General features: G+C 65.9%; 21 protein-coding genes and 2 tRNA genes. 8 read left to right on the forward strand and 15 right to left on the reverse strand.

Annotated features, from left to right (window positions below; genetic code table 11):
- Positions 1–44 precede the first annotated feature (44 nt).
- Positions 45–2,261, reverse strand: coding sequence for a type II secretion system secretin GspD (gene gspD, locus IE187_RS01810; RefSeq protein ID WP_189674869.1), 2,217 nt, complete (start codon positions 2,259–2,261; stop codon positions 45–47).
- Complete coding sequence (locus IE187_RS01815; protein ID WP_189674870.1) at positions 2,258–3,121, reverse strand: type II secretion system protein N; 864 nt, start codon at positions 3,119–3,121, stop codon at positions 2,258–2,260. Before IE187_RS01815 ends, gspD begins: the two co-directional genes overlap by 4 nt.
- Before the next feature lie 117 nt (positions 3,122–3,238).
- On the opposite strand from IE187_RS01815, the gene IE187_RS01820 reads away from it, so the two are divergent.
- Positions 3,239–3,943: a prolyl hydroxylase family protein gene (locus IE187_RS01820; protein WP_189674871.1), complete on the forward strand. Its 705-nt coding sequence runs from the start codon at positions 3,239–3,241 to the stop codon at positions 3,941–3,943.
- 43 nt (positions 3,944–3,986) lie between these two features.
- On the opposite strand, the gene IE187_RS01825 is transcribed toward IE187_RS01820, so the two are convergent.
- The 3 genes from IE187_RS01825 to lon form a co-directional block, all read right to left on the reverse strand.
- Positions 3,987–4,061, reverse strand: a tRNA-Val gene (locus IE187_RS01825).
- Positions 4,062–4,191: 130 nt separating this feature from the next.
- The gene (locus IE187_RS01830; RefSeq protein ID WP_133191967.1) at positions 4,192–4,464 is read right to left on the reverse strand and encodes an HU family DNA-binding protein; all 273 of its coding nucleotides are present in this window, start codon (positions 4,462–4,464) and stop codon (positions 4,192–4,194) included.
- Between the two features lie 153 nt (positions 4,465–4,617).
- Positions 4,618–7,104, reverse strand: coding sequence for an endopeptidase La (gene lon / locus IE187_RS01835; RefSeq protein ID WP_189674872.1), 2,487 nt, complete (start codon positions 7,102–7,104; stop codon positions 4,618–4,620).
- Between the two features lie 82 nt (positions 7,105–7,186).
- Between lon and IE187_RS01840 the strand changes: the two genes are divergently transcribed.
- The 3 genes from IE187_RS01840 to IE187_RS01850 are packed head-to-tail and all read left to right on the forward strand — an operon-like array spanning position 7,187 to position 10,233.
- Complete coding sequence (locus IE187_RS01840; protein ID WP_189674873.1) at positions 7,187–7,855, forward strand: hypothetical protein; 669 nt, start codon at positions 7,187–7,189, stop codon at positions 7,853–7,855.
- Positions 7,852–9,579: a M1 family metallopeptidase gene (locus tag IE187_RS01845; RefSeq protein WP_189674874.1), complete on the forward strand. Its 1,728-nt coding sequence runs from the start codon at positions 7,852–7,854 to the stop codon at positions 9,577–9,579. Before IE187_RS01840 ends, IE187_RS01845 begins: the two co-directional genes overlap by 4 nt.
- Positions 9,580–9,630: 51 nt before the next feature.
- On the forward strand, positions 9,631–10,233 hold the full coding sequence (locus tag IE187_RS01850) for a methyltransferase family protein (RefSeq protein WP_189674875.1): 603 nt from the start codon (positions 9,631–9,633) through the stop codon (positions 10,231–10,233).
- On the opposite strand, the gene IE187_RS01855 is transcribed toward IE187_RS01850, so the two are convergent.
- From IE187_RS01855 to IE187_RS01880, 6 genes are all read right to left on the reverse strand, one after another.
- The gene (locus IE187_RS01855) at positions 10,228–10,872 is read right to left on the reverse strand and encodes a GNAT family N-acetyltransferase (protein WP_189674876.1); all 645 of its coding nucleotides are present in this window, start codon (positions 10,870–10,872) and stop codon (positions 10,228–10,230) included. The genes IE187_RS01850 and IE187_RS01855 overlap by 6 nt on opposite strands.
- Before the next feature lie 57 nt (positions 10,873–10,929).
- Positions 10,930–12,198 carry an ATP-dependent Clp protease ATP-binding subunit ClpX gene (clpX, locus tag IE187_RS01860; RefSeq protein WP_010186846.1) on the reverse strand — a complete coding sequence of 423 codons (1,269 nt, stop codon included), beginning with the start codon at positions 12,196–12,198 and terminating at the stop codon, positions 10,930–10,932.
- 154 nt (positions 12,199–12,352) lie between these two features.
- Complete coding sequence (locus tag IE187_RS01865; protein ID WP_133188610.1) at positions 12,353–13,027, reverse strand: ATP-dependent Clp protease proteolytic subunit; 675 nt, start codon at positions 13,025–13,027, stop codon at positions 12,353–12,355.
- Between the two features lie 62 nt (positions 13,028–13,089).
- Positions 13,090–14,043 (reverse strand): glycosyltransferase family 2 protein, encoded by a 954-nt coding sequence (locus IE187_RS01870; protein ID WP_133188612.1) that lies wholly within the window; start codon positions 14,041–14,043, stop codon positions 13,090–13,092.
- A gap of 216 nt (positions 14,044–14,259) precedes the next feature.
- Positions 14,260–15,903 (reverse strand): trigger factor, encoded by a 1,644-nt coding sequence (gene tig / locus IE187_RS01875; RefSeq protein ID WP_189674877.1) that lies wholly within the window; start codon positions 15,901–15,903, stop codon positions 14,260–14,262.
- 76 nt (positions 15,904–15,979) lie between these two features.
- Positions 15,980–16,064 (reverse strand) — tRNA-Leu (locus IE187_RS01880).
- A 133-nt stretch (positions 16,065–16,197) separates the two neighbouring features.
- On the opposite strand from IE187_RS01880, the gene IE187_RS01885 reads away from it, so the two are divergent.
- The 4 genes from IE187_RS01885 (at position 16,198) to IE187_RS01900 (ending at position 17,991) form a co-directional block, all read left to right on the forward strand.
- Positions 16,198–16,374 (forward strand): hypothetical protein, encoded by a 177-nt coding sequence (locus tag IE187_RS01885; RefSeq protein WP_165954473.1) that lies wholly within the window; start codon positions 16,198–16,200, stop codon positions 16,372–16,374.
- The gene (locus IE187_RS01890) at positions 16,371–16,574 is read left to right on the forward strand and encodes a hypothetical protein (protein ID WP_189674878.1); all 204 of its coding nucleotides are present in this window, start codon (positions 16,371–16,373) and stop codon (positions 16,572–16,574) included. Before IE187_RS01885 ends, IE187_RS01890 begins: the two co-directional genes overlap by 4 nt.
- A 66-nt stretch (positions 16,575–16,640) precedes the next feature.
- A complete protein-coding gene (locus IE187_RS01895) occupies positions 16,641–17,282 on the forward strand; it encodes a hypothetical protein (RefSeq protein ID WP_189674879.1) in 642 nt (213 codons plus the stop codon).
- 187 nt (positions 17,283–17,469) lie between these two features.
- Complete coding sequence (locus IE187_RS01900) at positions 17,470–17,991, forward strand: hypothetical protein (protein ID WP_189674880.1); 522 nt, start codon at positions 17,470–17,472, stop codon at positions 17,989–17,991.
- Positions 17,992–18,036: 45 nt separating this feature from the next.
- Here the strand turns inward: IE187_RS01900 and gatB are convergent, their stop codons facing one another.
- From gatB to IE187_RS01920, 4 genes are all read right to left on the reverse strand, one after another.
- Positions 18,037–19,509 (reverse strand): Asp-tRNA(Asn)/Glu-tRNA(Gln) amidotransferase subunit GatB, encoded by a 1,473-nt coding sequence (gene gatB / locus IE187_RS01905; RefSeq protein ID WP_133188622.1) that lies wholly within the window; start codon positions 19,507–19,509, stop codon positions 18,037–18,039.
- Between the two features lie 71 nt (positions 19,510–19,580).
- The gene (gene gatA, locus IE187_RS01910; RefSeq protein ID WP_189674881.1) at positions 19,581–21,065 is read right to left on the reverse strand and encodes an Asp-tRNA(Asn)/Glu-tRNA(Gln) amidotransferase subunit GatA; all 1,485 of its coding nucleotides are present in this window, start codon (positions 21,063–21,065) and stop codon (positions 19,581–19,583) included.
- Between the two features lie 109 nt (positions 21,066–21,174).
- A complete protein-coding gene (gene gatC / locus IE187_RS01915) occupies positions 21,175–21,477 on the reverse strand; it encodes an Asp-tRNA(Asn)/Glu-tRNA(Gln) amidotransferase subunit GatC (protein ID WP_133188626.1) in 303 nt (100 codons plus the stop codon).
- A gap of 37 nt (positions 21,478–21,514) precedes the next feature.
- The gene (locus IE187_RS01920; RefSeq protein ID WP_189674882.1) at positions 21,515–23,305 is read right to left on the reverse strand and encodes a DUF4153 domain-containing protein; all 1,791 of its coding nucleotides are present in this window, start codon (positions 23,303–23,305) and stop codon (positions 21,515–21,517) included.
- Positions 23,306–23,320 lie beyond the last annotated feature (15 nt).

Raw genomic sequence — 23,320 nt, forward strand, 5'->3', positions numbered from 1 at the left:
CGCCGGGGAAGCGCAGAAGGAGAAAGCGGGACCGCGCATCGCCATCACCGGTCCCGCTTCGTGCGGATTACCGTGCTCGAGCTCCGCTGCACCGGCACCATGATCCGCGGATCCTCGATATTCCCCGGCACCGGCGCGCTCGGGATCGGCGGGGCGGCGCCCATGTAATCGCGCACCAGCTGGTCGATCGACGGTTCGTCATTGGGCATTGCCAGCCCCTGCTGGAGCCGCAGATAGCCATAACGCTGCTCGGTCAGCTTGCGGCTGTCATCGGCGGTGCGCAGAATCGTCGGGCGGATGAAGATCATCAAATTGGTCTTGGTCCGGGACTTCGCCTTCGAACGAAACAGGTTGCCCAAGCCGGGAATGTCGCCGAGCAGCGGGATCTTCTCGATCGTCCGCCGCTCGTTATCGTCGAGCAAGCCGCTGATCACCGCAATGTCGCCATCGTCGACGGTGCGGACGGTCTCGACCTCGCGCTTGTTGAGGATCAAGTCGCTGTTGCTGCTCGACACCGGCCCGGCGATCGAGCTGACCTCGAGCCGCAGGTTGAGCTTCACCGTCCCGCTCGAATTAACCTGTGGCCGCACCGTCAACTCGATCCCGACATTCTCGCGCTGCGTCGTCTGGAAGGCATTGTCGAAATTGGTCGACAGCGCCTTGCCCGTGGTGATCGGGATTTCCTGCCCGACCAAGCTGTGTGCTTCCTGATTGTCGAGCATCACCAGATGCGGCACCTGGAGCAGGTTCGAGGTCGTGTCGCTCTTCACCGCGTTGATGATGGAGCCGAACACGGTGTCGCCGATCTTGCCCGCCCAGCCGCCAAAGCCGCCGCTCGCGCCGAGCACCGAGCTGATCGCGCTTTGCGTCAGCGAATCGCTCGACGAGCTGCCGGTGCTCGTGGTGACGGTCGCGCCGTTGATCGTCGTCGTCGTCGTCGCGAGCTGCCGCGCGCCGATCGCGCCGGCGATGGTGAGCAGGCTCGGCGCCGAGTTCTGGAAGCTCGACGCGGCGAACGCGCCGCCCTTCAAGTTCGCGATCGCGAATTGCGCGCCGAGCGAGCTCGCCGTCTGGTCCGACACTTCGGCGACGATCGCCTCGACGAGCACTTGCTCGCGCCGCGTATCGAGCTGGCGGACGACGTCGGCGAGCTGACGCTGGACTTCGGCGGGCGCGGCGATGACGATCGCGTTCGCGCCGACGAACCGCGTCACTACCGAGGCGGTGCGCCCGCCCGAAGTGATCGCAGTCTGGGTCGGTGCGTTGCCGGTATTTCCTGTGTCCTGCTGCTGGACCGCAGGCGTGTTCGCTGGGCGCGAGCTGGGATTGTTGCCGTTGCTACCGCCCGACTGGCTGTTGTTCCCGAAGTTCGACGCCGACAATTGCTGGTTGGTGATCGGCGATGGCGTCTGCCCGACCAGCTGCTGGAGCACCGGCAGCAATTGCTCGGCATCGGCGTTTTCGAGGAAGATCACCTTGATCTCGGTGCCGTTCTTCGCGCGCCGGTCGAGATCCTCGGCGACCGCGGCGAGCCGCGCGACCGAGGTGGCATCGCCGCGAATCGCGACCGAGTTCGAGCTGTTGACCGCAACGACGCTGACCGACGTCCCGGCGCCTGCGGGGGCTGCGCCCCCGGCACCGCCCGCGCTTTGCCCGGCGAGCGCCTGCAATGCGGTCGCGATCTCGCGCGCGCCGGCATTCTTCAGCGCGATGATCCGCGTCGAGGCATTGTCGGTGTCGATCCGGCGCAGTACTTCGCGCACGCGGCGCACATTGTCGGCAAAGTCGACGATGACGAGGCTGTTGCCGCCGCGATTGGCAGTGACCGAGCCTTGCGGCGAGATCAGCCCGCGCACCGTATCGACCGCCGATTGCGCATCGATCGAGCGCAGCCGGACGATTTCGGTGATGTAGCTGTTGCTCGTCGCGCCGCGCGAGCCGATGCGGCTCGGCTGCGACGCGGCGTTATCGGTCGGCTGGATGCGGAACGCGCCATTGGTCGTCGGCACCGCGACGAGCCCGTTGGCACGCAGCGTCGAGAGGAAGATCTCGAAATATTGCGACTTGCTCACCGGGTGATCGGTGACGACGGTCACCTTGCCCTGCACCCGCGCGTCGATGATGAAAGTCCGCCCCGTCACGCGGGCGGCATCGGCGATGAACGCGCGAATATCCGCATCGCGGACATTCATGGTCTGTTGCGCATGCGCCGCCGTGACAAGCGTGATCGCGAGGATAGGCGCCAGGATTCGTTTCTTCATTGCCCCGCAATCGTGATGACGAGTGGTACAGTGTCTGCGCCACGCTCGACCGTAAAGCCAAGCGTGCCGCCCTTTGCATATTGCGCGCCGAGACGCTCGATGTCTGCAGCGCCGCCGACGGGCTTGCCCGCGATCTGCGTTATGACGTCACCGTCGCGCAGCCCCGCCGCGCGGAAGCCAGCGCCGTCGCCTTGCTGCCGCACCGTCAGCCCCGTCACGCGGCCGCCGTCGATCCGCGGGATGAAGCCGACATCGCGCCGCAACTGCGCAAAGCTGACGCCTTGCGGTCCAATCGCGGCGGGGGGCGGCGCGGTGATGGCTGCGGGTGCGCTGCCGCCGATCAGCGCTGGCCCGTTCGGCATCGCGGGCGCGACCGGCGCTTGCTCGCTCTGCGGCAGATAGAGATCCTCCGACACGCCGCCGCGGTCGATCGTGACGTGGTCGAACGCGACCGCCTTCAGCCGCACGCCGGGCATGATCTCCTGCCCCACGCCGATGCTTTGCTGGACGCCGTCAGGGCCAGCGATGATCGCCGAGCCACCGCCCTGCGCTTCGTCGATCCGCACGCCGAACAGCGAGAGCTGGAGCGTGGTGACGACCGACGGCCCCGCGACATCGCCGCCGCTCGCGCGGTAGAACGGATCGAAGCCGCGCAAAATCGCCTCGGGGGAGCCGGGCACGCCGCCTTGCTCGGGCCGCCAGATCCCGACCGGGCCGACCGGCGTCAGCACCGCCCAGACGAGCCGCGCGCTTTGCACGGCAAGCCCCGCGATCAGCGCGAGCTCGAGCGCGGAATAGACCGTGGTAACCGGAAACCGTCGCAGAAAGGCCCGCGCCCGCGCATCCAAAACCAAGCGCATGTGGAACCCATCCCCGATCGCGACGCCATATTACAGCCCGTGTTACCGTTCCGCGGTGCCGCTGTGAACCTTGTACGTGGCGGCCGCTGAATCGGACGCGCTGCCAGCACCTGGAAAATGCGCGAAGTCTTTGGCAAAGTGTGGCGCGTGACCGATGCTCCTGCCTTCCCAGCCGCCCCGAGCTTCGGTTCGGGTCTCGATGCAGCGGCAATGGTCGCACATCTCGCCGCTTTGCCGGGCGTCCAGCGTGTCCCGTCTCCCAAGCTGACCTTGTTCGTGTGCCGCAAGTTCCTCGATGCCGAAACCTGTGCGCAGGTGCGCGACGCGGTCGACGCGACGCGGCGCCCTTCGACGGTGGCGGACTTCAACGGCGACCGCGCGTTTCGCACGAGCGAGACCGGCGATCTCGACTCGCTCGCCCCGCTGACGCAGTGGCTCGACGCGCGGATCAGCGCGTTCACCGGGCTCGACCCGGCGCACGGCGAACCGATCCAGGGTCAGCGCTATGCGGTTGGCCAGGAGTTCAAGCCGCACACCGATTATTTCGAACCGGGCGGCGTGGATTTCGATCGCCATTGCCGTGTTGCGGGCAACCGCACCTGGACCGTGATGCTCTATCTCAACGAACCCGAAGCGGGCGGCGCGACGCGCTTCAAGGCGATCAACAAGATCATCCAGCCCGAGACCGGCAAGCTGCTCGCCTGGAACAACCGGCAGGCCGATGGCACGCTCAACCCGGCCACGCTCCACCACGGCATGAAAGTCCGCGCGGGGACCAAATACGTCATCACCAAATGGTTTCGCGAACGCGCCTGGCGGTAACGTAAAAAGCCGCCGGACCCATGCGGATCCGGCGGCTGCAATATGGTGGGCGCGGCAAGGATTGAACTTGCGACCCCACCCGTGTGAAGGGTGTGCTCTACCACTGAGCTACGCGCCCGTTGCCTTTTCCGCCGGTACGGCGGGGCGAAACGGAGAAGGGCGGCATTAACGCCGCCCTGTTGGAGTCTCTTAAAACGAGCCGGCGCCGCTTGTCCAGCGCCGATGCCCAGATTTTGCGAGTCAGTCGATCAGTTGACCGAATCCTTGAGGCCCTTGCCGGCCTTGAACTTGGGCTGCGACGACGCCTTGATCGTCATCGGCTCGCCGGTGCGCGGGTTGCGGCCGGTCGACGCCTTGCGCTTGCTGACCGAGAACGTCCCGAAACCGACGAGACGGACTTCATCCCCCTTTTTCAGCGCGGCCGACACGGCTTCGAACACGGCTTCGACGGCCTTGCTTGCATCACCCTTGGTCAGACCCGACGTGTCGGCCACCGTCGCGATCAGTTCCTGTTTGTTCATGGCCACGAAACCCCCGTTTAAAAAACTACTGAAATGATTCCCAGGCGAAAGCCGGTGGCGCAGTAAGGCGGCTCGCACCGGGGCTGTCAAAGCAAAAACATCCCCGCCGTCGGTCAAAACGGCGAGGATGCAGTATTATACGCCGATCCGAGCTCAGTGGTGCAGTTCACCGCCGATTGCCGGGACGCCTGCCGGGGGCTGTGCCGCCAGATCGTCCGCTTCGGTCCAATCGATCGCCGTCAACGGCGCGGTTAGCGCAAGACGGAGCACCTCATCGACATGCGCCACCGGGATGATCTTGAGCCCGTCACGGATATTCGCGGGAATATCGGCCAAGTCCTTCTCGTTCTCGTGCGGGATCAGCACCGTGGTGATGCCACCGCGCAACGCCGCGAGCAGCTTTTCCTTCAAGCCCCCGATCGGCAGCACGCGACCACGCAGCGTCACCTCGCCGGTCATCGCAATGTCGCGCCGCACCGGCACGCCGGTCAGCGTCGAGACGATCGCCGTCACGATGCCGATGCCCGCCGACGGACCGTCCTTGGGCACCGCGCCTTCGGGCAGATGGATGTGAATGTCCTTGCGCGCGAAGATGCTCGGTTTGATTCCGTACGAGGGCGAGCGCGCCTTGATGAAGCTGAACGCGGTCTCGATCGATTCCTTCATCACGTCGCCGAGCTTGCCGGTGATCTTGGCCTGACCGCGCCCGGGCACGGTGACGCTCTCGATCGTCAGCAATTCGCCGCCGACCTCGGTCCAGGCGAGCCCGGTGACCGCACCGATCTGATTCTCTTCTTCACCCAAGCCGTGACGATACTTCTTCACGCCGGCGAAGTCGGACAGATTGTCGGGCGTTACGGTGACGCTCGTCGTCTTGCCCTCGAGGATCTGGCGCAATGCCTTGCGTGCCAGCTTGGCAATCTCGCGCTCGAGCGTGCGGACGCCGGCTTCACGCGTGTAGTACTGGATCAGCGCGCGTAGGCCCTCGGTGGTGAGCGTGAACTCACCTTCCTTTAAGCCGTGCGCCTCGATCTGCTTCTCGATCAAGTGGCGTTCGGCGATCTCGACCTTCTCGTCCTCGGTATAGCCTTCGAGCCGGATGATCTCCATTCGGTCGAGTAGCGCCTGCGGCAGGATGAGCGTGTTCGCGGTGGTCACGAACATCACGTCCGATAGATCGACGTCGATCTCGAGATAGTGATCCTGGAACTTGGCGTTCTGCTCGGGGTCGAGCACCTCGAGCAATGCCGACGCCGGATCGCCGCGGAAATCCTGGCCGAGCTTGTCGATCTCGTCGAGCAGGAACAGCGGGTTGCTGGTGCCGGCCTTTTTGAGGTTCGTCACGATCTTGCCCGGCAGCGAGCCGATATAGGTGCGGCGATGCCCGCGGATCTCGGCTTCGTCGCGCACGCCGCCGAGCGACTGCCGGATGAACTCGCGCCCCGTCGCCTTGGCGATCGACTTGCCGAGCGAGGTCTTGCCGACGCCGGGCGGGCCGACGAGGCACAGGATCGGCCCCTTCAGCTTGTTGGTGCGCGCCTGCACCGCGAGATATTCGATGATCCGGTCCTTGACCTTCTCGAGCGCGTAATGGTCCTCGTCGAGCACCGCTTGCGCGGCCGAGATATCCTTGCGGATCTTCGACTTCTTGCCCCACGGAAGGCCGAGCAGCACGTCGAGATAGTTGCGCACGACGGTCGCCTCGGCACTCATCGGCGCCATCGTCTTGAGCTTCTTGAGCTCGGCGGTCGCCTTGGTGCGCGCCTCCTTCGAGAGTTTCATCGTCGCGATCTTCTGCGTCAGCTCGGCGATCTCGTCGCCTTCGCCGTCATCGCTCTCGTTGCCGAGTTCGCGCTGGATCGCCTTCAACTGCTCGTTGAGATAATATTCGCGCTGGGTCTTCTCCATCTGGCGCTTGACCCGCGACTTGATCTTCTTCTCGACCTGCAGGACGCCCAATTCGCCCTCCATGAAGGCGAACACCATCTCGAGCCGCTTGGCAGGATCGCGCTCGATCAGCAGCGCTTGCTTGTCGCTGACCTTGACCTGGATGTTGGCGGCGACCGCGTCGGCGAGCTTCGAGGGATCCTCGATCTCGCCGAGCTGGACGGCAGTCTCGGCGGGCAGCTTGCGGTTGAGCTTGGCGTAATTCTCGAACTGGTCGATCACCGAACGCATCAGCGCCTTGAGATCGGGGCTGAGATCGTCGGGGGTGAGTTCGCCGACGCGGTCGCCGAGCTCGGTGCTCGCGGCTTCGAGCTCGTCCGACCCGGCATCGCCCTCGAGCATCTCGACTTCGGCCGACAGATAGCCGTCGCTCTGGACGAGCGAGGTCAGCGCGGCGCGGCGCTTGCCCTCGACCAGCACGCGGACGGTGCCGTCGGGCAGCTTGAGCAATTGCAGCACGACCGCAGTGACGCCGATCTCGTACAGATCGTCGCGATCGGGGTCGTCCTCGCTCGGATCGAGCTGCGCGACCAGGAAAATCTCCTTGTCGGCGGCCATTGCGGCTTCCAGGGCTGCGACCGACTTGTCGCGACCGACGAACAGCGGCACGATCATGTTGGGGAAGACAACGATGTCGCGCAGCGGCAGGACGGGATAAGCCTGAGTGGACGGGGTGGAAGAAGCTTGGGTCATGGATACTCCGAGATCGCGACAAGGCCGCGTGCTTGCCCCCTTATATGGGGGGAGTTGCCGATCCATCAATCGTCGTGCGATTTTGGGCGGAACGATCGCGATCGCGGCGCTGCCGCAGGCGATCGGTGCTGCGGGGCGCGGTGGCGACGCGGTTGCCCGCGCGATGATCGCTGCGGGCGGGCAAGACCGGCTGGCGCGCGTCCGCGTGCTGACGTGGAGCGGCATGGCACGGATGATGCTCGGCAAGACCCCGGTCGACTTGCACGTCGAAAGCCGGATCGAGCCGTTTGCACGGTCGCGGTCGGACAGCTGGCTCGTCAGCGAAACGCGCAGCGCCGCGCGGACCGTGATGATCGAGCGCGACACCGCCTTTCTGGTGCAGGACGGCGCGCAGACGACGCTCGCCGCCGCGCAGGCACGCTTCGAACGCCAGCGGCTCGGCGCGTTCGCCTATCTGCTGCTTGCCCCGGCCTTCGTTTCCACCGCGGGCTATAACCGGCTCAACGCCGCGCGCGACGGCTATCCGCCGATCGCACTGACGCTCGATCGCGACGGACGGATCGCGGCGGCCGATTATGTATTGACGGCACCCGAACCCGGCGCCCCCGCGATCCGCCAGCATTTCAGCTTTGCCGGCAGCGTGAACGCGCAAGGCGTCCGCTTCCCGCGCGTCACGACGATGCTCCAGGACGGCCGCCCGTCGCTGCGCCTGACGATCACCGATTTCTCCGTGGAACTGAGCCCCGCATGATCCCTGTTCGTATCGCGCTCCTGTCGAGCTGCCTCGCGCTGACCGCCGCCGCCCTGCCGACCAAGGGCGAGCCGCCGCTGACCGCACAGACGCAGAAATCGGGCGGGCCGATCGATGCCGAGCAAGCCAAGCTCGGCTTCGACGCCGCCGACCTCGCCTTCGAAGTGCTGCCCGAGACCGAGACGCTGCGCGGCGTCGCGACGCTGCGCTTCACCGCCAAGGCGCCGCTCGCCCGGCTCGTGCTCGATCTCGACCGCAACCTGCCGGTCGATGCGGTATCGGTCGACGGCACACCGCTTGCGCCATCGGCCTGGCGCAATCCCGAGGGCCAACTCGTCATCACGCTGCCACGCATGGTCGCGGCGGGTGGGCACGTCACCGCCAAGCTGACCTATGGCGGCACGCCGCACGTCGCGGTCAATGCACCGTGGGACCCCGGCGTCGTCTGGGCGAAGACGCCGAGCGGCGCGCCGTGGTTCGGCACGACCGCAGAGGGCGCCGGGTGCGACCTGTTCTGGCCGTGCCTCGATTTCCCGACCGGCGAGCCGGGCCTCGTCACGCTCCACATCACCGTGCCGAAGGGCCTGAAGGCGCCGTCGAACGGCGTGCTGCTCGGGGTCGACACGCTCACCGATGGGCGCACGACATGGAACTGGCGGGTCAAGCACCCCAACACCTATGGCATCGCGCTGACGGTCGGGCCGTTCGAGGAGATTTCGGGCAGCTACAAGAGCCGCTACGGCAACACGATCCCGATGGCCTATTGGTATCTCCCCGGCGAAGAAGCCAAGGCAAAGGCGCTGTTCGCCGAATTCGCGCCGACGCTCGATTTCTTCGAGAGCGAAGTCGGCCCATACCCGTTCGGCGACGAGAAGCTCGGCGTGGTCGAGACGCCGTACAAGGGCATGGAGCACCAGACGATCAACGCTTACGGCAACGGCTATGCCAAGGCGCCCGAAGGCTTCGACTGGCTGTTCCAGCACGAATTCGCGCACGAATTCTTCGGCAACCAGCTGACCGCCGCCAATTGGGACGATTACTGGCTGCACGAGGGCTATGGCAGCTACATGCAGCCGCTCTACGGCCGCTGGCGCGAAGGCGAGGCGCGCTATGCGACGATGCTCTCCGACCAGCGCAACAAGATTGCCAACCTCCGCCCGGTCATCGCCGGCAAGGTCCGCACCGAGGAAGAGGTGTATGAGATCAGCAAGGGCGGCCCCGGCCAGGACATCTATTACAAGGGCTCGTGGATGCTCCACAGCCTGCGCACGCTGATCGGCGACCGCGCGTTTCGCGATGTGACGCGGTTGATCGTCTACGGCCGGCTCGACCCTCGGCCGGGCAATTTCACGCCGCGCTACGCCTCGACCGCCGACTATGAGCGGATCGTGCGGCGTGTGACGGGCAAGGACTATCGCTGGTTCTTCGACGTCTATCTGCGCCAGGCGGCGCTGCCCGAGCTGGTCGAGACACGCAGCGCAACCCGGCTGACATTGCATTGGCTGGCGCCGGGCGGCGGGGTGTTCCCGATGCCGGTCGATGTGCAGATCGGCGGGCGGATCGTGCGGCTTGCGATGGCGGGCGGCTTTGGCAGCGTCACGGTCCCGCGCGGGGCGCACCTCGTGATCGATCCGAACGCCAAGCTGCTGCGCCGATCGACCGCGATCGAGGACTATCAAGCGTGGCGCGACGCAGTGGCAAAGGCCGCCAAACCGGCCAGTTGACACCGCGGTGTCATAGCTGAATACTACAGCGCTGTTGCAAGGGGCTTCGCCATGAATTTCATCCCGTTGGACTCGGTCGGGCTTCCCGGACTCGCGGCGTTTGCGATCGGCATACTCGCGGGACTGACGGCGCTGCTGCTCGCGCGCGCGCGTGGCCGGAGCGCCCCGGCCAGCCCCGATTCAGGACGCCGCAACGCCTCGATCCTGTGGATCGTCGTGCAGGGCTTGGGGATCGGCAGCGCCGGGCTCGGGCGAATCCGCATCGCGCTCGATCCGCTTTCGGCCAAGGCGCTGATCGAGGCGGGCGTCGTGCTCGCGCTTATGCTCGCGGCGGCGTGGCTGTTCGACTCGGCGTCGCGCGCGATGGGGCGGAACTGGGCGCTGGTCGCACGGACGCGCGACGACGGGCAATTGATCGAAACGGGTCCGTTCGCGCTGATCCGCAACCCGATCTACGTCTCGCTGGCGTTCGTGATGATCGCGATGGCGATCGCTTATGGTCACACCGCGAGCCTTGTCGTCGGCATCCCGCTCTTCGCGCTTGGCACATGGATGCGCGTGCGGCACGAAGAGGTGGTGCTGCGCGCAGCGTTCGGGCCCGCGTTCGATGCCTATGCCGCGCGGGTCAAACGCTTCGTGCCGGGCGTCCTATGAACTGGCTGGGCGCAGCATCGACCAAAAGCGCGGGCCTCCCTTGGGCACGCTCCATTCGGCGGTGATCTCGAAGCCGAGCGCGCGGTAGAAAGCGAGGTTCCGCTCGGTTGCGGTTTCGAGATAGGCCGGGAGTCCGCTCCCGAGGAGGCGATCGAGCCCGCCGCGCACCGCAGCCGCGCCGAAGCCTCGGCCCTGTGCCGCGGGATCGCAACCCGCGAGGTGAAGATACCACACGGCCTCGCGCGGGAAATGTGCCGAGATCGCGCTCGACACCGCCAGCGCACGGCCGATCGATCCGCCGAGCGCGCGCCACAGCGGCCAGGCGTGGAGCAGCATCGTGAGCATGCTGTCAGACGTTTGCCCCGGCGCACGCCACAGCGTCGCCGCCTCGCCGCCAGCGGTCACCAGCCGGATGCCGCTGGACGCGTCGGAATCGAACAGCACGCCAAACAGCCGCGGCAGCCGGAGCGCACGGTCAGCAGGATCGGGAAAGATATAGGCCATCGCCGGATCATCGGCGAAAGCGCGCGCGAGCAGCGCGACGATACGGTCACGATCGGCAGTGCCGGCGACCCGGACACCCGCAACAGGGTCAGCGTTCCGGTCGGGACGCACGACGGACCCGTGCGAAGGCGTCATCGGACGCCTTCGCGCACGCAGCGCCCTGCCCCGCGAACGGGACAGGGTCTGACCAGATTAGGCCGCGCCGGCGCCGGCCTTTTCCTTCTTGCCGTAGACGCGGATCGGCTCCTTGCGGCCCTCGATCACGTCCTTGTCGATCATCACTTCCTCGACGCTGTCCATACCGGGCAAGTCGAACATCGTGTCGAGCAGGATCCCCTCGAGGATCGAGCGCAGCCCGCGCGCACCGGTCTTGCGGTCGATCGCCTTCTTGGCGACCGAGACGAGCGCTTCGTCAGTGAAGCCGAGCTTGACCGCCTCCATGTCGAACAGCTTCTGATACTGCTTTACCAGCGCGTTCTTCGGCTCGGTCAGGATCGTCACCAGCGCCGGAACGTCGAGATCCTCGAGCGTCGCGATCACCGGCAGACGGCCGACGAACTCGGGGATCAGGCCGAACTTGAGCAAATCCTCGGGCTCGACCGCCTTGAGCGTCTCACCGGTACGGCGTTCCTCAGGGCTGGCAACATAAGCACCGAAGCCGATCGACTTGCCCTGCAGGCGGTCGCCGATGATCTTCTCGAGGCCGCTGAACGCGCCGCCGCAAATGAACAGGATGTTGGTCGTGTCGACCTGCAGAAACTCCTGCTGCGGATGCTTGCGGCCACCCTGCGGCGGAACGCTCGCGGTGGTGCCTTCCATCAGCTTGAGCAGCGCCTGCTGGACGCCCTCGCCCGAAACGTCGCGCGTGATCGAGGGATTCTCGGCCTTGCGGCTGATCTTGTCGATTTCATCGATATAGACGATCCCGCGCTGCGCCCGCTCGACATTGTAGTCGGAGGCCTGGAGCAGCTTGAGGATGATGTTCTCGACGTCCTCGCCGACGTAACCGGCTTCGGTCAGCGTCGTCGCATCGGCCATCGTGAACGGCACGTCGAGGATGCGCGCGAGCGTCTGGGCGAGCAGCGTCTTGCCGCAGCCGGTCGGCCCGACGAGCAGGATGTTCGACTTTGCGAGCTCGACATCGGCGCCCTTCTGGCCGTGGTTGAGGCGCTTGTAATGGTTGTGCACCGCCACCGAGAGCACGCGCTTCGCGCGCTTCTGGCCGATCACATAATCGTCGAGCACGTCGCAGATTTCCTGCGGCGTGGGCACGCCGCCATCTTTCTTCGAGACGAGCGCCGACTTGGTCTCCTCGCGGATGATGTCGTTGCACAGTTCGACGCACTCATCACAGATGAACACCGTCGGTCCGGCAATGAGCTTGCGGACTTCATGCTGCGACTTGCCGCAGAAGGAGCAATAAAGCGTGCTCTTCGAATCGCCGCCGCTGAGCTTCGTCATTCTAACCATCCTTGGCGCCACCAGGCGCGCATATGCGGAACGTGTATCCTAGACCGTCCTCGCGCAATCCGACAATCACCAAAATACCCGGTGATGTCAGCACCGGGACGTACGTATGACGCCCCGGTGCCCAACAGAACCTTAACCGGCAAGCTTACGCCGAGGTCAGCGCAGGCGGCGTGCTCGAATCGTCGGGCAGTGCCGGACGCTTGTCGAACACCTGGTCGACCAGGCCGAAATCCTTGGCTTCGTGCGCTTCGAGGAAGGTATCGCGATCCATCGCGCGCTCGATCTCCTCGAGCGGCTTGCCGGTGTACTGCGCGTAAAGCGCATTCATCCGGTTCTTGATGCGCTGGATTTCCTTGGCCTGGATCTGGATGTCCGACGCCATGCCCTGCGCACCACCCGAAGGCTGATGGATCATGATCCGCGCGTTGGTGAGCGCGACGCGCATGCCAGGCTCACCGGCGGCAAGCAGGAACGAACCCATCGAGGCGGCCTGCCCCATGCACACCGTGCCGACGCGCGGACGGATGTACTGCATGGTGTCATGGATCGCCATGCCCGCCGTGACGACGCCGCCCGGCGAGTTGATGTACATGAAGATGTCCTTCTTGGGGTTCTCCGACTCCAGGAAGAGCAGCTGTGCCGAGATGACCGAGGCCATATGGTCCTCGACCCCACCGGTCACGAAAATGATACGTTCGCGCAGCAGCCGCGAATAAATGTCGAAGCTGCGCTCGCCGCGGTTGGATTGCTCGATGACGATCGGAACGAGGCCGTCATTGATGGGGGCCAGAAAGTCGCCGGTGTCGAACGGATTGCGCATGATGAGCCTTTTAGTCCTTTATGCCCCTAGAACCGCATACATCGGCGCTGCACGAAACGAGTTCAAGCCCCGACGGCGTCGGAGCGACGGTCATCGCCACCTGGAGCGCGGTGGCTGAGGTAAGCGAGCCGCCGCACTTCGCGCCGACCGCGGACCACCGTGTCGAGGATCAACCCGGTAAAGACGTTGAGCGCGGCGAGGATCGCGAGGCCGACGACCAGCACCGCGGTCGGCAGTCGGGGCACGAGATGCGTGTGCATATAGGTCACGATCAGCGGGATCCCGAGCGCGAGCACGGCGAGCGACAGCAGGGCTGCGATCGCGCCGAAGAACAGCAGCGGCCGCTCGATCCGGTAGAGCGTGACGATCGTGCGCGCGATGCGGAAGCCGTCGCGATACGTGCTGAGCTTCGATTCGGACCCTTCGGGCCGCGCGAAATAGGCGGTCTCGATCTCGCCCGTCGGCATCTTGAGTTCGAGCGCATGGACGCTGATCTCGGTCTCGATCTCGAACCCGGCCGACAGCACCGGGAAGCTCTTCACGAAGCGCCGCGAGAAGACGCGGTACCCCGAGAAGATATCGGTAAAACTGCGCCCGAACAGCTGCGCGAGCATCCCCGTCATCGCCTTGTTGCCGAGCACGTGCCCGCGCCGATAGGCGGCGGTGACCTGCGTCACGCGGCTGCCCACCACCATGTCGAGTTGCTCGTCGAGCAGCCGCGCGACGAGCGCCGGCGCGGCGGTCGCGTCGTAGGTCGCATCGCCATCGGCCATGACGTAGATGTCGGCATCGACGTCGGCGAACATGCGGCGGACGACATTGCCCTTGCCCTGCATCCGCTCGGTGCGAACGACGGCGCCCGCCGCGCGCGCCACGGCGACGGTGTCGTCACGGCTGTTGTTGTCATAGACGTAGATGGTCGCATCGGGGAGCGCGGCGCGGAACGCCGCGACGGTCTGCGCGATGGCGGTGCTCTCGTTGTAGCACGGCAGCAGGACGGCGATACGGGATGTCATGGCCGAGCCTTAGGGCGTTATCGTGACGGGTTCGACTGTTTTGTGGTGTGCGGCGTGGGGTTCGCAGTCGCCGCAGCCGGCGCATCCCCTACAAGGTCGTCACCCCGGCCTCGTGCCGGGGTCCACCATGCCGCTCGACGTATCGTCCGGGGCGGGGTGGACCCCGGCACAGGGCCGGGGTGACGGATGATGGAGTCGAGCGGGCGGGTGTACGCCTTATTCGGCCTTGTCGGCAGCAGCCTTCTTCTTGGCAGCCGGCTTCTTTACGGGGGCAGCAGCCTCCTCAGCCGGAACAGCCTCGGCCTCAGCGTCGGCAGCAGCTGCCGCCTTCTTCGCCGGCGCCTTCTTGGTCGCGGCCTTCTTCACCGGCTCGGCTTCGACAAGATCGTCGCCAGCGGCTGCCGGCTCGATGTCGGCGGCTTCCATTTCCTTGGCGTCGTCGGCAGCGGGCTTCGCCTTCTTAGCAGCCGCCTTCTTTGCCTTGGGCTTGTGGTTGTCGTGATCGTGGGTGTGCGTGCCGCTCGAGAAGCCTTCTTCGCTCTCGATCGCCGCTTCGAGCTCTTCGCGCGTCACTTCGCGGTCCGAAATCTCGGCCTTCTCGAACAGGAAGTCGACGACCTTGTCCTCGTACAGCGGCGCGCGCAGCTGGGCGGCGGCCATCGGCTCCTGCTGGATGTACTGCAGGAAGCGCTGGCGGTCTTCGTTGTTATAGTTCTGCGCGGCCTGCGCGATCAGGCGGTTCATTTCCTGCTGGCTGACTTCGACGCCATTGGCCTGGCCGATTTCCGACAGGAGGAGGCCAAGGCGCACGCGGCGCTCGGCGATCTTGCGGTAATCGTCGCGCTCGGATTCCATCTCGGCGAGCGCCGCCGCGGGATCTTCCTCGTGCGTCGCTTCGTGCTGGAGCTGCTGCCAGATCTGGTCGAATTCGGCTTCGACCATCGACGGCGGCACTTCGAAGTCATGACCCTCGGCGAGCTGGTCGAGCAGCTTGCGCTTCATGTGGGTGCGCGTCAGGCCGTTGAGCTCCTGCTCGATCTGGCCCTTCAGGAGACCGGTGAGCTGCTCGAGGCTCTCGAGCCCGAGCGAGGTCGCGAGGCTGTCGTCGATCACGCTCTCGCCGGCGGTCTTCACCGCGGTGATGCTGAGGTCGAAGGTCGCGGGCTTGCCGGCGAGTTCCTTGGCCTGATAATCCTCGGGGAAGGTCACCGTGATCTGGCGCTCGTCGCCGACCTTGACGCCGACGACCTGCTCCTCGAAGCCGGGGATCAGACGACCGGTGCCGAGCTCGACCGACATGTCGCTGCCGGTGCCACCCTCGAACGCCACGTCGCCAACCTTGCCGACGAAGTCCATGACGACCAGGTCGCCCATCTGTGCTTCATGGCCCTCGGCCGCGTCGTCCCACTTCTTCTGCTGGTCGGCGAACTTCTGGAGCTGCGCCTGAACCGTCGCGTCGTCGGCAGGAACGGTGAGGCGCTCGAGCTTGAGCGCGTCGATCGCCGGGGTCGGCACTTCGGGGAGCACTTCGAGCGTCACGGTGATCTGCGCATCGTCACCGAGCTTGAAACCTTCGGCGAGCTCGACCGAGGGCTGCAGCGCGGGGCGCAGCTTCTGCTCGGCGATCAGCTCCTGGATGCCCTGCTGGATCGAGCTGTTGAGCGCGTCCTGCATCAGCGCGTCGCCGTGCATCTTGCGCACCAGGTTCGCGGGCACCTTGCCGGGGCGGAAGCCGGGCATCTTCACCGTCGGCGCGACGCGCTTCAGTTCGGCATCGACACGCGAATCGATATCCTTCGCGGTGATCGTCAGCGTGTAGGCGCGCTTGAGGCCTTCGTTCAACGTCTCGACAGTCTGCATTTCAGATCTCACGCCCAATGGATAAGGAGTTCAGGGATAGTGTGTCGCAGTCCCCATGCACAAACGCATGAGAGACTGGTGCGGGCGAAGGGACTCGAACCCCCACATCTTTCGATGGCAGGACCTAAACCTGCTGCGTCTACCAGTTCCGCCACGCCCGCAAGGACACCGCCGGTGTGGGGGGCGTCTATACCAGCCATGCGCCCGGGGGCAAGCGGGCAAACACCCGATGCCGCATCGCCACGCAACCGCTAGGATGCTGGCGCGTTGATACAGCGTAAGAGGAGAGACGTTATGGCCAGCACGCCCCCAACCGAACTGCCGATCCCGAGCGAACCCGGCCAGCCCGATTCGATGCCGACCGAACTGCCGAGCCCGACGCCCGACGTGGTCGTGCCCGATCCCGCGGGCGACCCCGGCGGTGCGCCGATCGCGCCGACCGACACCGGCATGACGGGAGACTTCGCATGAGCGCCCCGCACCCCGACAGCCTGCCCGAGAACGACACCGACGCCCGCAGCGACATCGAACAAGCAGTCGAAGCGCGCAAGGACGCGGTCGAGCGCGGCGAAGGCGGGCGCGAGCCCGATGCCTTTACGTCTCCAGGCATGGAAGACGGCGTCGGCGGGACCGGCGGCGTGGTGAAAAACCAGGACGACGACGCGCAGTAAATCAGCTCCCGTTGCAACGGTTTGAATATCCGTCTAATTCCCCCCGGACATGTCCGGGGGGATACGGTGGCATTAAAGGTTTCGATAGGTCTTGCAGCCGCTTTTATCGCGTGCTTTCCCGCCGCTGCACAGTCGTCGTCATCGGATGGAGCCTGCGAACTCCATATCTGGCCAGGCGCGGGCCTTAATTCTGTTTACAGTGGCGTGTTCCACGGAGGCATCGTCAACGGTGCCGTCACCGGGCGAGACGGATATCCCGCCTTGGCGGTCGAACCCATCGACACCGCCAATCAGGTCGAACTGCTGCGAAGTGCTGCTTTGCGTGATCAACTTAACTTGGCAAAGTATCAGCCAATCGTCCACGAGGAGGCGTTGTCGAGTCGCCTCATGCGGACAAGCGTCGCGCGCATCGCGCCCTCGTCGGCGCCATGTTATGCGGAATTTATCGTCGACAGTGTCTTCTTCCAGCAAGACATCGTCGACGGGAGTTACCTCAAGATCCTTTTCCGCTACCGCGACTTCACGACCGAGCCCGCACCACGTCGGGTCTTCAGCACCTGGACCAAGACCAGACTGACTTTGCTTCCGCCGACGCCCGCAACCGACATGGTCGCCGCCGCCGCCGAACTGCGCGCGGCCTTCACCAGCGATGTCGCGCTTTTCGCAAGCGCCTTGGCAAAGCCATCAAACACCAAAGCGTCACATTAAATAAGGCCGTCCATGACGACCCCTGGGAAAGGGGCCGAAACCAAAGGGGGAGACTATAATGACCAACGCAGTCCATCGCGTCCTGGGAGCCGCTTTCGCTACAGTCGCCTGTGCGATCGGAGGCATCGCCAGCGCTCAGGCAGCGCCGTGCGAACTTCACATCTGGCCGGCCGAACGGATGAACTCGATGACGACCGGATTGCTCGGCGGCGGTCTGCTCGATGCCGCACTCCACAGCGGGAAGGACGCTAGCAACAAAGCCCAGATGGCAAGCGCGCTCGATAGTCCGTCGCAGCTCGACGCGCTGCAGTCGCTCAAATTGACCGATCTGCTCAACCGTCAGCCCGGCACCGTCATCGTGCGCCACGAAACACCGCTCGAGCGCAAGACGATGAACAAGGTCAAGACGCGTCGGTCGGATTCGACCGCGGCCTGCTATTCCGAGCTGATCGTCGCCGATGTCTTCTATCAGAAGGCGGCGATCTACGGCCGGTCGCTGCGCACGCTGTTCATGCTGCGCGACTTCGGCAACGACCAGAGGATCGATTACGAATATAAAGCATGGGGTGGCAATGGCTTGAAGCTATTTCCCGCCAAGGAAGGCGAGGACGCGACTGCCGCGCTCAATGAGCTGGTTTCGGTGTTCGACAAGAATTTCGAGGAATATGCCAACAACGCACGCAAGGCGATGACCGCAAAGAAAGGCTGACTACCCGCAGTCAGGGCGCCCGGTTGGCCGGGCGCCCGCGTTTCTTTACCCCAGCATCTTCTTCAGCACGTCGTTGACGACGCCCGGGTTCGCCTTGCCGCCCATCGCCTTCATCGTCTGCCCGACGAAGAAGCCGAACAGCTTGTCCTTGCCGCCACGATAATCGGCGACCTTGTCTTCGTTCGCCGCCATCACCTCGGCGATGACGCGCTCGATCTCGCCGGTGTCGCTGGTCTGCTTGAGCCCGCGCTCCTCGACGATTTCGGCAGCGCCCTGCCCGGTTTCGAGCATGATCTCGAACACCTGCTTGGCGAGCGTACCCGACAGCGTGCCATCGGCGATCAGGCCGAGCAGTTCGGCGGCCTGATCGGGGCTGACGGGCGAATTCTCGATGTCCCGGCCGGTGCGGTTAAGCGCGCCGAACAGCTCCGACGTCGTCCAGTTCGCCGCAGCAACCGGCGCCACGCCCGTGTCGAGCAACGCATCGAACCAGCGCGCCGCCTCGACCTCGGCGGTCATCACCGCAGCGGCGTAAGGCGTGATGCCGAGCGCCTCGTAGCGGCGGCGCTTGGTGTCGGGCAGCTCGGGCAGCGACGCGCGGCATTCTTCGAGGAACGCGTCGTCGAGCTCGAGCGGGAGCAGATCGGGATCGGGGAAGTAGCGATAATCGTGCGCGTCTTCCTTCGAGCGCATCGAGCGCGTCTCGTTGCGATCGGGATCGTAGAGCCGCGTTTCCTGGACGATCCGGCCGCCGCTTTCGAGCACGTCGATCTGGCGCTTGGCCTCCTGCTCGACCACCGCCATCACGAAGCGGACCGAATTGACGTTCTTGGTCTCGGTGCGCGTGCCGAGCTCGTCACCGGCCTTCCGCACGCTGACATTGACGTCGGCGCGCATCGAGCCCTCTTCCATGTTGCCGTCGCACGACCCGACGTAGCGCAGAATCGATCTGAGCTTGCGGAGATAAGCCCCTGCTTCGGCAGGAGAAGCCATATCGGGCTTCGACACGATCTCCATCAACGCAACGCCCGAGCGGTTGAGGTCGACGTAGGAGCGCGTCGGATGCTGGTCGTGCATCAGCTTGCCCGCATCCTGCTCGACATGGATCCGCTCGACGCCGATGCGCTTGCCCGCAGCGTCGGGGTTCTTGTCGTCGAGGCTGATGTCGATCGCGCCCTCGCCGACGATCGGGTGGTAGAGCTGGCTGATCTGATAGCCCTGCGGCAGATCGGCGTAGAAATAGTTCTTGCGGTCGAAGCGCGACCAGCGGTTGATCTGCGCGTCGATCGCCATTCCGGTGCGGACCGCCTGGCGGATGCACTCGCGGTTGGGAACGGGCAGCATGCCGGGCATCGCGGCGTCAACCAGCGACACCTGCGTGTTGGGCTCGGCGCCGAACGCGGTCGCCGCGCCCGAGAAGAGCTTGGCGTTCGAGGTGACCTGCGCATGGACTTCGAGGCCGACCACGACCTCCCAGTCGCCGGTTTCGCCGCGGATGGTGTATTTGGTGTCAGTCATGACCTAAATTCCGTTCGGGCTGAGCGTGTCGACGCCCTGCCCTTCTTTGCCCGAAGTGAAGAAGAGCGCGATCACCACCACGCCTCGGCACGTGCGGTGAACCCGGCGCGCTGCTCGAGCGCAAGCCCGGCATTGAGCACGCCTTGCTCGTCGAGCGGCTTGCCGATGATCTGCAGGCCGAGCGGCAGTCCGGCGCCGTCGAGGCCACCCGGCACCGACATCGCCGGCAAACCCGCCAGCGAGGACGGCACGGTGAAGACGTCGTTCAAATACATCGCGATCGGATCGGCCGACTTCTCGCCCAGCGCGAACGCCGAGGACGGCGCCGTCGGGGTCAGCAGCAAATCGCACTTTGCCCAGGCCTGCTCGAAATCGCGCGCGATCAGCGTGCGGACCTTCGATGCCTGTGTAAAGTACGCGTCGTAAAACCCTGCAGACAGGACATATGTCCCGATCATGATCCGGCGCTTGACCTCATCGCCAAACCCGTCGGCGCGCGTCGCGGCATACATGTCCTGCAGCCCTGCCCCCTCGGGCAGATCGCGCAGGCCGTAGCGCACGCCGTCATAGCGCGCGAGGTTGGACGAGGCTTCCGCCGGCGCGATGATGTAATAAGCCGGCAGCGCATATTTGGTGTGCGGCAGCGAGACCTCGACGATCTCGGCGCCGGCGTCCTTGAGCCAGTCGATCCCCTGCTGCCACAGCGCGTCGATCTCGGCGGGCATATTGTCGACGCGATATTCCTTGGGAATGCCGATCCGCTTGCCGTTGAGATCGCCCGACAATCCGGCTTCCCACGCGGGCACCGGCAGATCGAGTGAGGTCGCGTCCTTCGCGTCGAAGCCGCTCATCGCCTCAAGCAGGATCGCGCAGTCGCGGACGTCTCGCGCCATCGGCCCGGCCTGGTCGAGCGACGAGGCGAACGCGATCGTCCCCCAGCGCGAGCAGCGGCCATAGGTCGGCTTGATGCCGCTGATGCCGGTGAAGGCGGCAGGCTGGCGGATCGAGCCGCCGGTGTCGGTGCCGGTCGCCGCCGGGCACAGCCGCGCGGCGACCGCCGTCGACGAACCACCAGACGAACCGCCGGGCGCGAGCGGCGCGTTGCCGCCGTCGCTCCGCCGCCACGGCGAGATGACGTTGCCGAAAGCGCTGGTCTCGTTGGACGAGCCCATCGCGAACTGGTCCATGTTGAGCTTGCCGAGCATGCCCGCGCCAGCATCCCACAGATTGGCCGACACCGTCGATTCGTACGGCGGCACGAAGCCTTCGAGGATCAAGCTCGCCGCGGTGGTCGGCACGCCCTTGGTGCAGAACAGGTCCTTCATCCCGATCGGCACGCCGGCGAGCGGCTTGAGCGTCTCGCCCGCAGCGCGCGCCGCGTCGGCGGCATCGGCGGCGGCGAGCGCGTGGTCGGGGGTTTCGACCAGGAACGCATTGAGCGCCTTGGCCTTCGACACGTTGGCGATGAACCCCTCAGCGACTTCGCGCGCGGAGAAGGTGCCGGCGCGGACGCCGTCGCGGATGGCGGCTACGCCGAGATCGGTGAGGTCAGTCATACGGTCATTCCCGTCGCCCCGGCATAGGCCGGGGCCGCTTCGTTGTGGTGCAGGCCGCTCGCGACGAACGCGGCGGCCCCGGCCTGCGCCGGGGCGACGATGGCGCGGATCATTCGATCACCTTGGGCACGGTGAAGAAGCCGTGCTCGGCCTGGGGAGCATTGGCCAGCACGGCATCGCGGATGCCGCCGCCGGTCAGCGGGTCGGCGTTGACGACGTCGTCGCGCAGCCGGAGGTGGTTGGGGATCACCGCGGTCATCGGCGCGACGCCGGCCGTGTCGACCTCGCTTAATTGCTCGATCCAACCCATGATGTTTTCGAGCTCGGGCGCGATGCGCACGGCATCTTCCTCGGTGATGGAGATGCGGGCGAGGCTCGCGATCTTGCTGACGGTGGCGATGGTGACTGGCATGGCTTGCGGCTAGCAGAGCGCCCGAGCCTAGCGCAACCTATTCGAACGGATCGCCGAGCGGAACGCCCCCGACGAACACCCGGCGCGCGGGCACGGCGCGGATCTCGACCTTGCCCGCGGCATCGCCCGCCTTGAGCGCGGCGCGCTCGGGCGCACTCAGCGGCGCGCGCGTATTTGTGTCGATCCGCGCCCAGGTCTCGCCGGTGCGCCGATAGCGCGTGGGGCCGCACGCCGACTGAAATGCGGGTGCAGGATCGCGGCGAGAGGTCTCTACCTTCGGCGGCGCCATCAGCTGATCGACGCAAGCCCCTGATATTGCAACAGCTTCGGAAGAGCCCGGATCATAGAGCAAGGAGCAGCGGTCTTTGACATCGGTGCTGCAGCCCTGCCAGTCGGTTAGCACCTTACGCAGTGCGAATGGCACGGCCACCGCCACGGGCACCACGCGCAGCCGTTTGACGAGCACATCGGCGTCGGCCTGTGCGCGGTCGACGCTCGCTACGTCCCAGCGGTTGGTCTTGGTCGCGACGTCCTTCGCGCGCGCCGCGATGCCCGGGGTCGCCGAGCGGGCGAGCCGCCGCAGCGCCGCCTTGCCAGGATCACCGAAATCGAACGCCAGCGCCGCCCAGTCGAACTTCGCGGGCGCAACCCGCCCCGATTCGAGCCGCGCGACCTGGTCGAGCGTCGCGAGCGCGTTGAAGCTCGCGAGCGGCGTGGCGAGCAGCAGCCCGACACCGGCGACGACGAACGCGATCCGCAAATTGCTCGGCCGCACATAGCGGCTCCACGCCAACCGCCCGCGCAGCACCGCGACGAGATAGGCAACGCCGTAAAGGTTCGCGAACCCCACGAACACGGCTGCCCACAGCCGGTCGGGCGTCAGGCCGTATTGCGCGATCCGCAATCTCGTCGCGATCGCAGCGATCACCGCCAGCGGCAGCACCGCAAGCGCCAGCGCGATCGCGCCGAAGCGCAGCACCGGATGGGTCGCTTCCTCGCCCGCGCCATTGCCGACCACCGCATTGGCGAGGATCAGCGCGCCGATCACGCAGCTGAGCAGGATCGGCGTGGTCGACTTGGTCGCCTCCCACAGTGCGTCGAGCCCGGTGAAGGGCAGCGCGAGCAGAAACACCAGCAGCCCCGCGCCGAGCACTGGCGCGAGTACCGCGAGCACCGCGGTCACCACGCGCTGGAGCAGCCGCAGCACGCCGTCGCGCTCGCGCAGCAACCCGAGCGATCCGCCAAAGCTCGCGCCCGCCAGCAGCGCGGTAAACCATTCGTGGCGCAGCAGGTCGCGCAACACATGCACGCCGATCAAGTCGAACAGCGCGGCCAGCAGCCATGCCAGCGCGAATGCGACGCCAGTGAACAGCCAGCAGGCACACCACAGCACGACGTTGGTCCATGCGTCGCCATGCACGTCGGCATAGGGAAAGCGCACCGCAGCATGATCGCGCGCGGTCTGGAACAGCGGCACGGCGATCGCGATCGCGATGAACAGGCTCGCGCCGCGCCAACTGTACCACGCGCCCCAGCCGCCACCGTTCCAATAGACGATCAGCCCCGCGACCGCGCCGATGCCGATCCCGAAGGCCGCCACCCACCACCAGCGCCGCCGCTCGAGCGCGAAGCCGAACGTCACCGCCCCCGTACCGATCGCGGTGGTCAGCGCGATTCGCCACGCCGCCGGGTCGATCACGGGAACGTGGGGGCCGCGGTCGAGTAGCTGCTGCACCGCGAGCGCGGCGAGCGCGCCGACCACGGCGAGCAGCATCGGGCGCAACGGCCAGCTGTGGGTATCGCGTTCGAATCCCGGACTTTCGTTCATCGCATCGCTCCCCCG

The organism is Sphingomonas glacialis (assembly GCF_014653575.1).
GTDB classification, from domain to species: Bacteria; Pseudomonadota; Alphaproteobacteria; order Sphingomonadales; family Sphingomonadaceae; genus Sphingomonas; species Sphingomonas glacialis.

Coding starts and splice junctions, on each gene's coding strand:
- lon (WP_189674872.1), bottom strand. CDS start 7,104: ATGACCCAAGCTTCTTCCACCCCGTCCACTCAGGCTTATCCCGTCCTG.
- IE187_RS01850 (WP_189674875.1), top strand. CDS start 9,631: ATGAATTTCATCCCGTTGGACTCGGTCGGGCTTCCCGGACTCGCGGCG.
- IE187_RS01830 (WP_133191967.1), bottom strand. CDS start 4,464: ATGAACAAACAGGAACTGATCGCGACGGTGGCCGACACGTCGGGTCTG.
- gatC (WP_133188626.1), bottom strand. CDS start 21,477: ATGCCAGTCACCATCGCCACCGTCAGCAAGATCGCGAGCCTCGCCCGC.
- IE187_RS01865 (WP_133188610.1), bottom strand. CDS start 13,027: ATGCGCAATCCGTTCGACACCGGCGACTTTCTGGCCCCCATCAATGAC.
- IE187_RS01890 (WP_189674878.1), top strand. CDS start 16,371: ATGAGCGCCCCGCACCCCGACAGCCTGCCCGAGAACGACACCGACGCC.
- IE187_RS01820 (WP_189674871.1), top strand. CDS start 3,239: ATGCGCGAAGTCTTTGGCAAAGTGTGGCGCGTGACCGATGCTCCTGCC.
- gspD (WP_189674869.1), bottom strand. CDS start 2,261: ATGAAGAAACGAATCCTGGCGCCTATCCTCGCGATCACGCTTGTCACG.
- gatB (WP_133188622.1), bottom strand. CDS start 19,509: ATGACTGACACCAAATACACCATCCGCGGCGAAACCGGCGACTGGGAG.
- tig (WP_189674877.1), bottom strand. CDS start 15,903: ATGCAGACTGTCGAGACGTTGAACGAAGGCCTCAAGCGCGCCTACACG.
- IE187_RS01870 (WP_133188612.1), bottom strand. CDS start 14,043: ATGACATCCCGTATCGCCGTCCTGCTGCCGTGCTACAACGAGAGCACC.
- gatA (WP_189674881.1), bottom strand. CDS start 21,065: ATGACTGACCTCACCGATCTCGGCGTAGCCGCCATCCGCGACGGCGTC.
- IE187_RS01815 (WP_189674870.1), bottom strand. CDS start 3,121: ATGCGCTTGGTTTTGGATGCGCGGGCGCGGGCCTTTCTGCGACGGTTT.
- IE187_RS01845 (WP_189674874.1), top strand. CDS start 7,852: ATGATCCCTGTTCGTATCGCGCTCCTGTCGAGCTGCCTCGCGCTGACC.
- IE187_RS01920 (WP_189674882.1), bottom strand. CDS start 23,305: ATGAACGAAAGTCCGGGATTCGAACGCGATACCCACAGCTGGCCGTTG.
- IE187_RS01900 (WP_189674880.1), top strand. CDS start 17,470: ATGACGACCGGATTGCTCGGCGGCGGTCTGCTCGATGCCGCACTCCAC.
- IE187_RS01855 (WP_189674876.1), bottom strand. CDS start 10,872: ATGACGCCTTCGCACGGGTCCGTCGTGCGTCCCGACCGGAACGCTGAC.
- IE187_RS01885 (WP_165954473.1), top strand. CDS start 16,198: ATGGCCAGCACGCCCCCAACCGAACTGCCGATCCCGAGCGAACCCGGC.
- clpX (WP_010186846.1), bottom strand. CDS start 12,198: ATGACGAAGCTCAGCGGCGGCGATTCGAAGAGCACGCTTTATTGCTCC.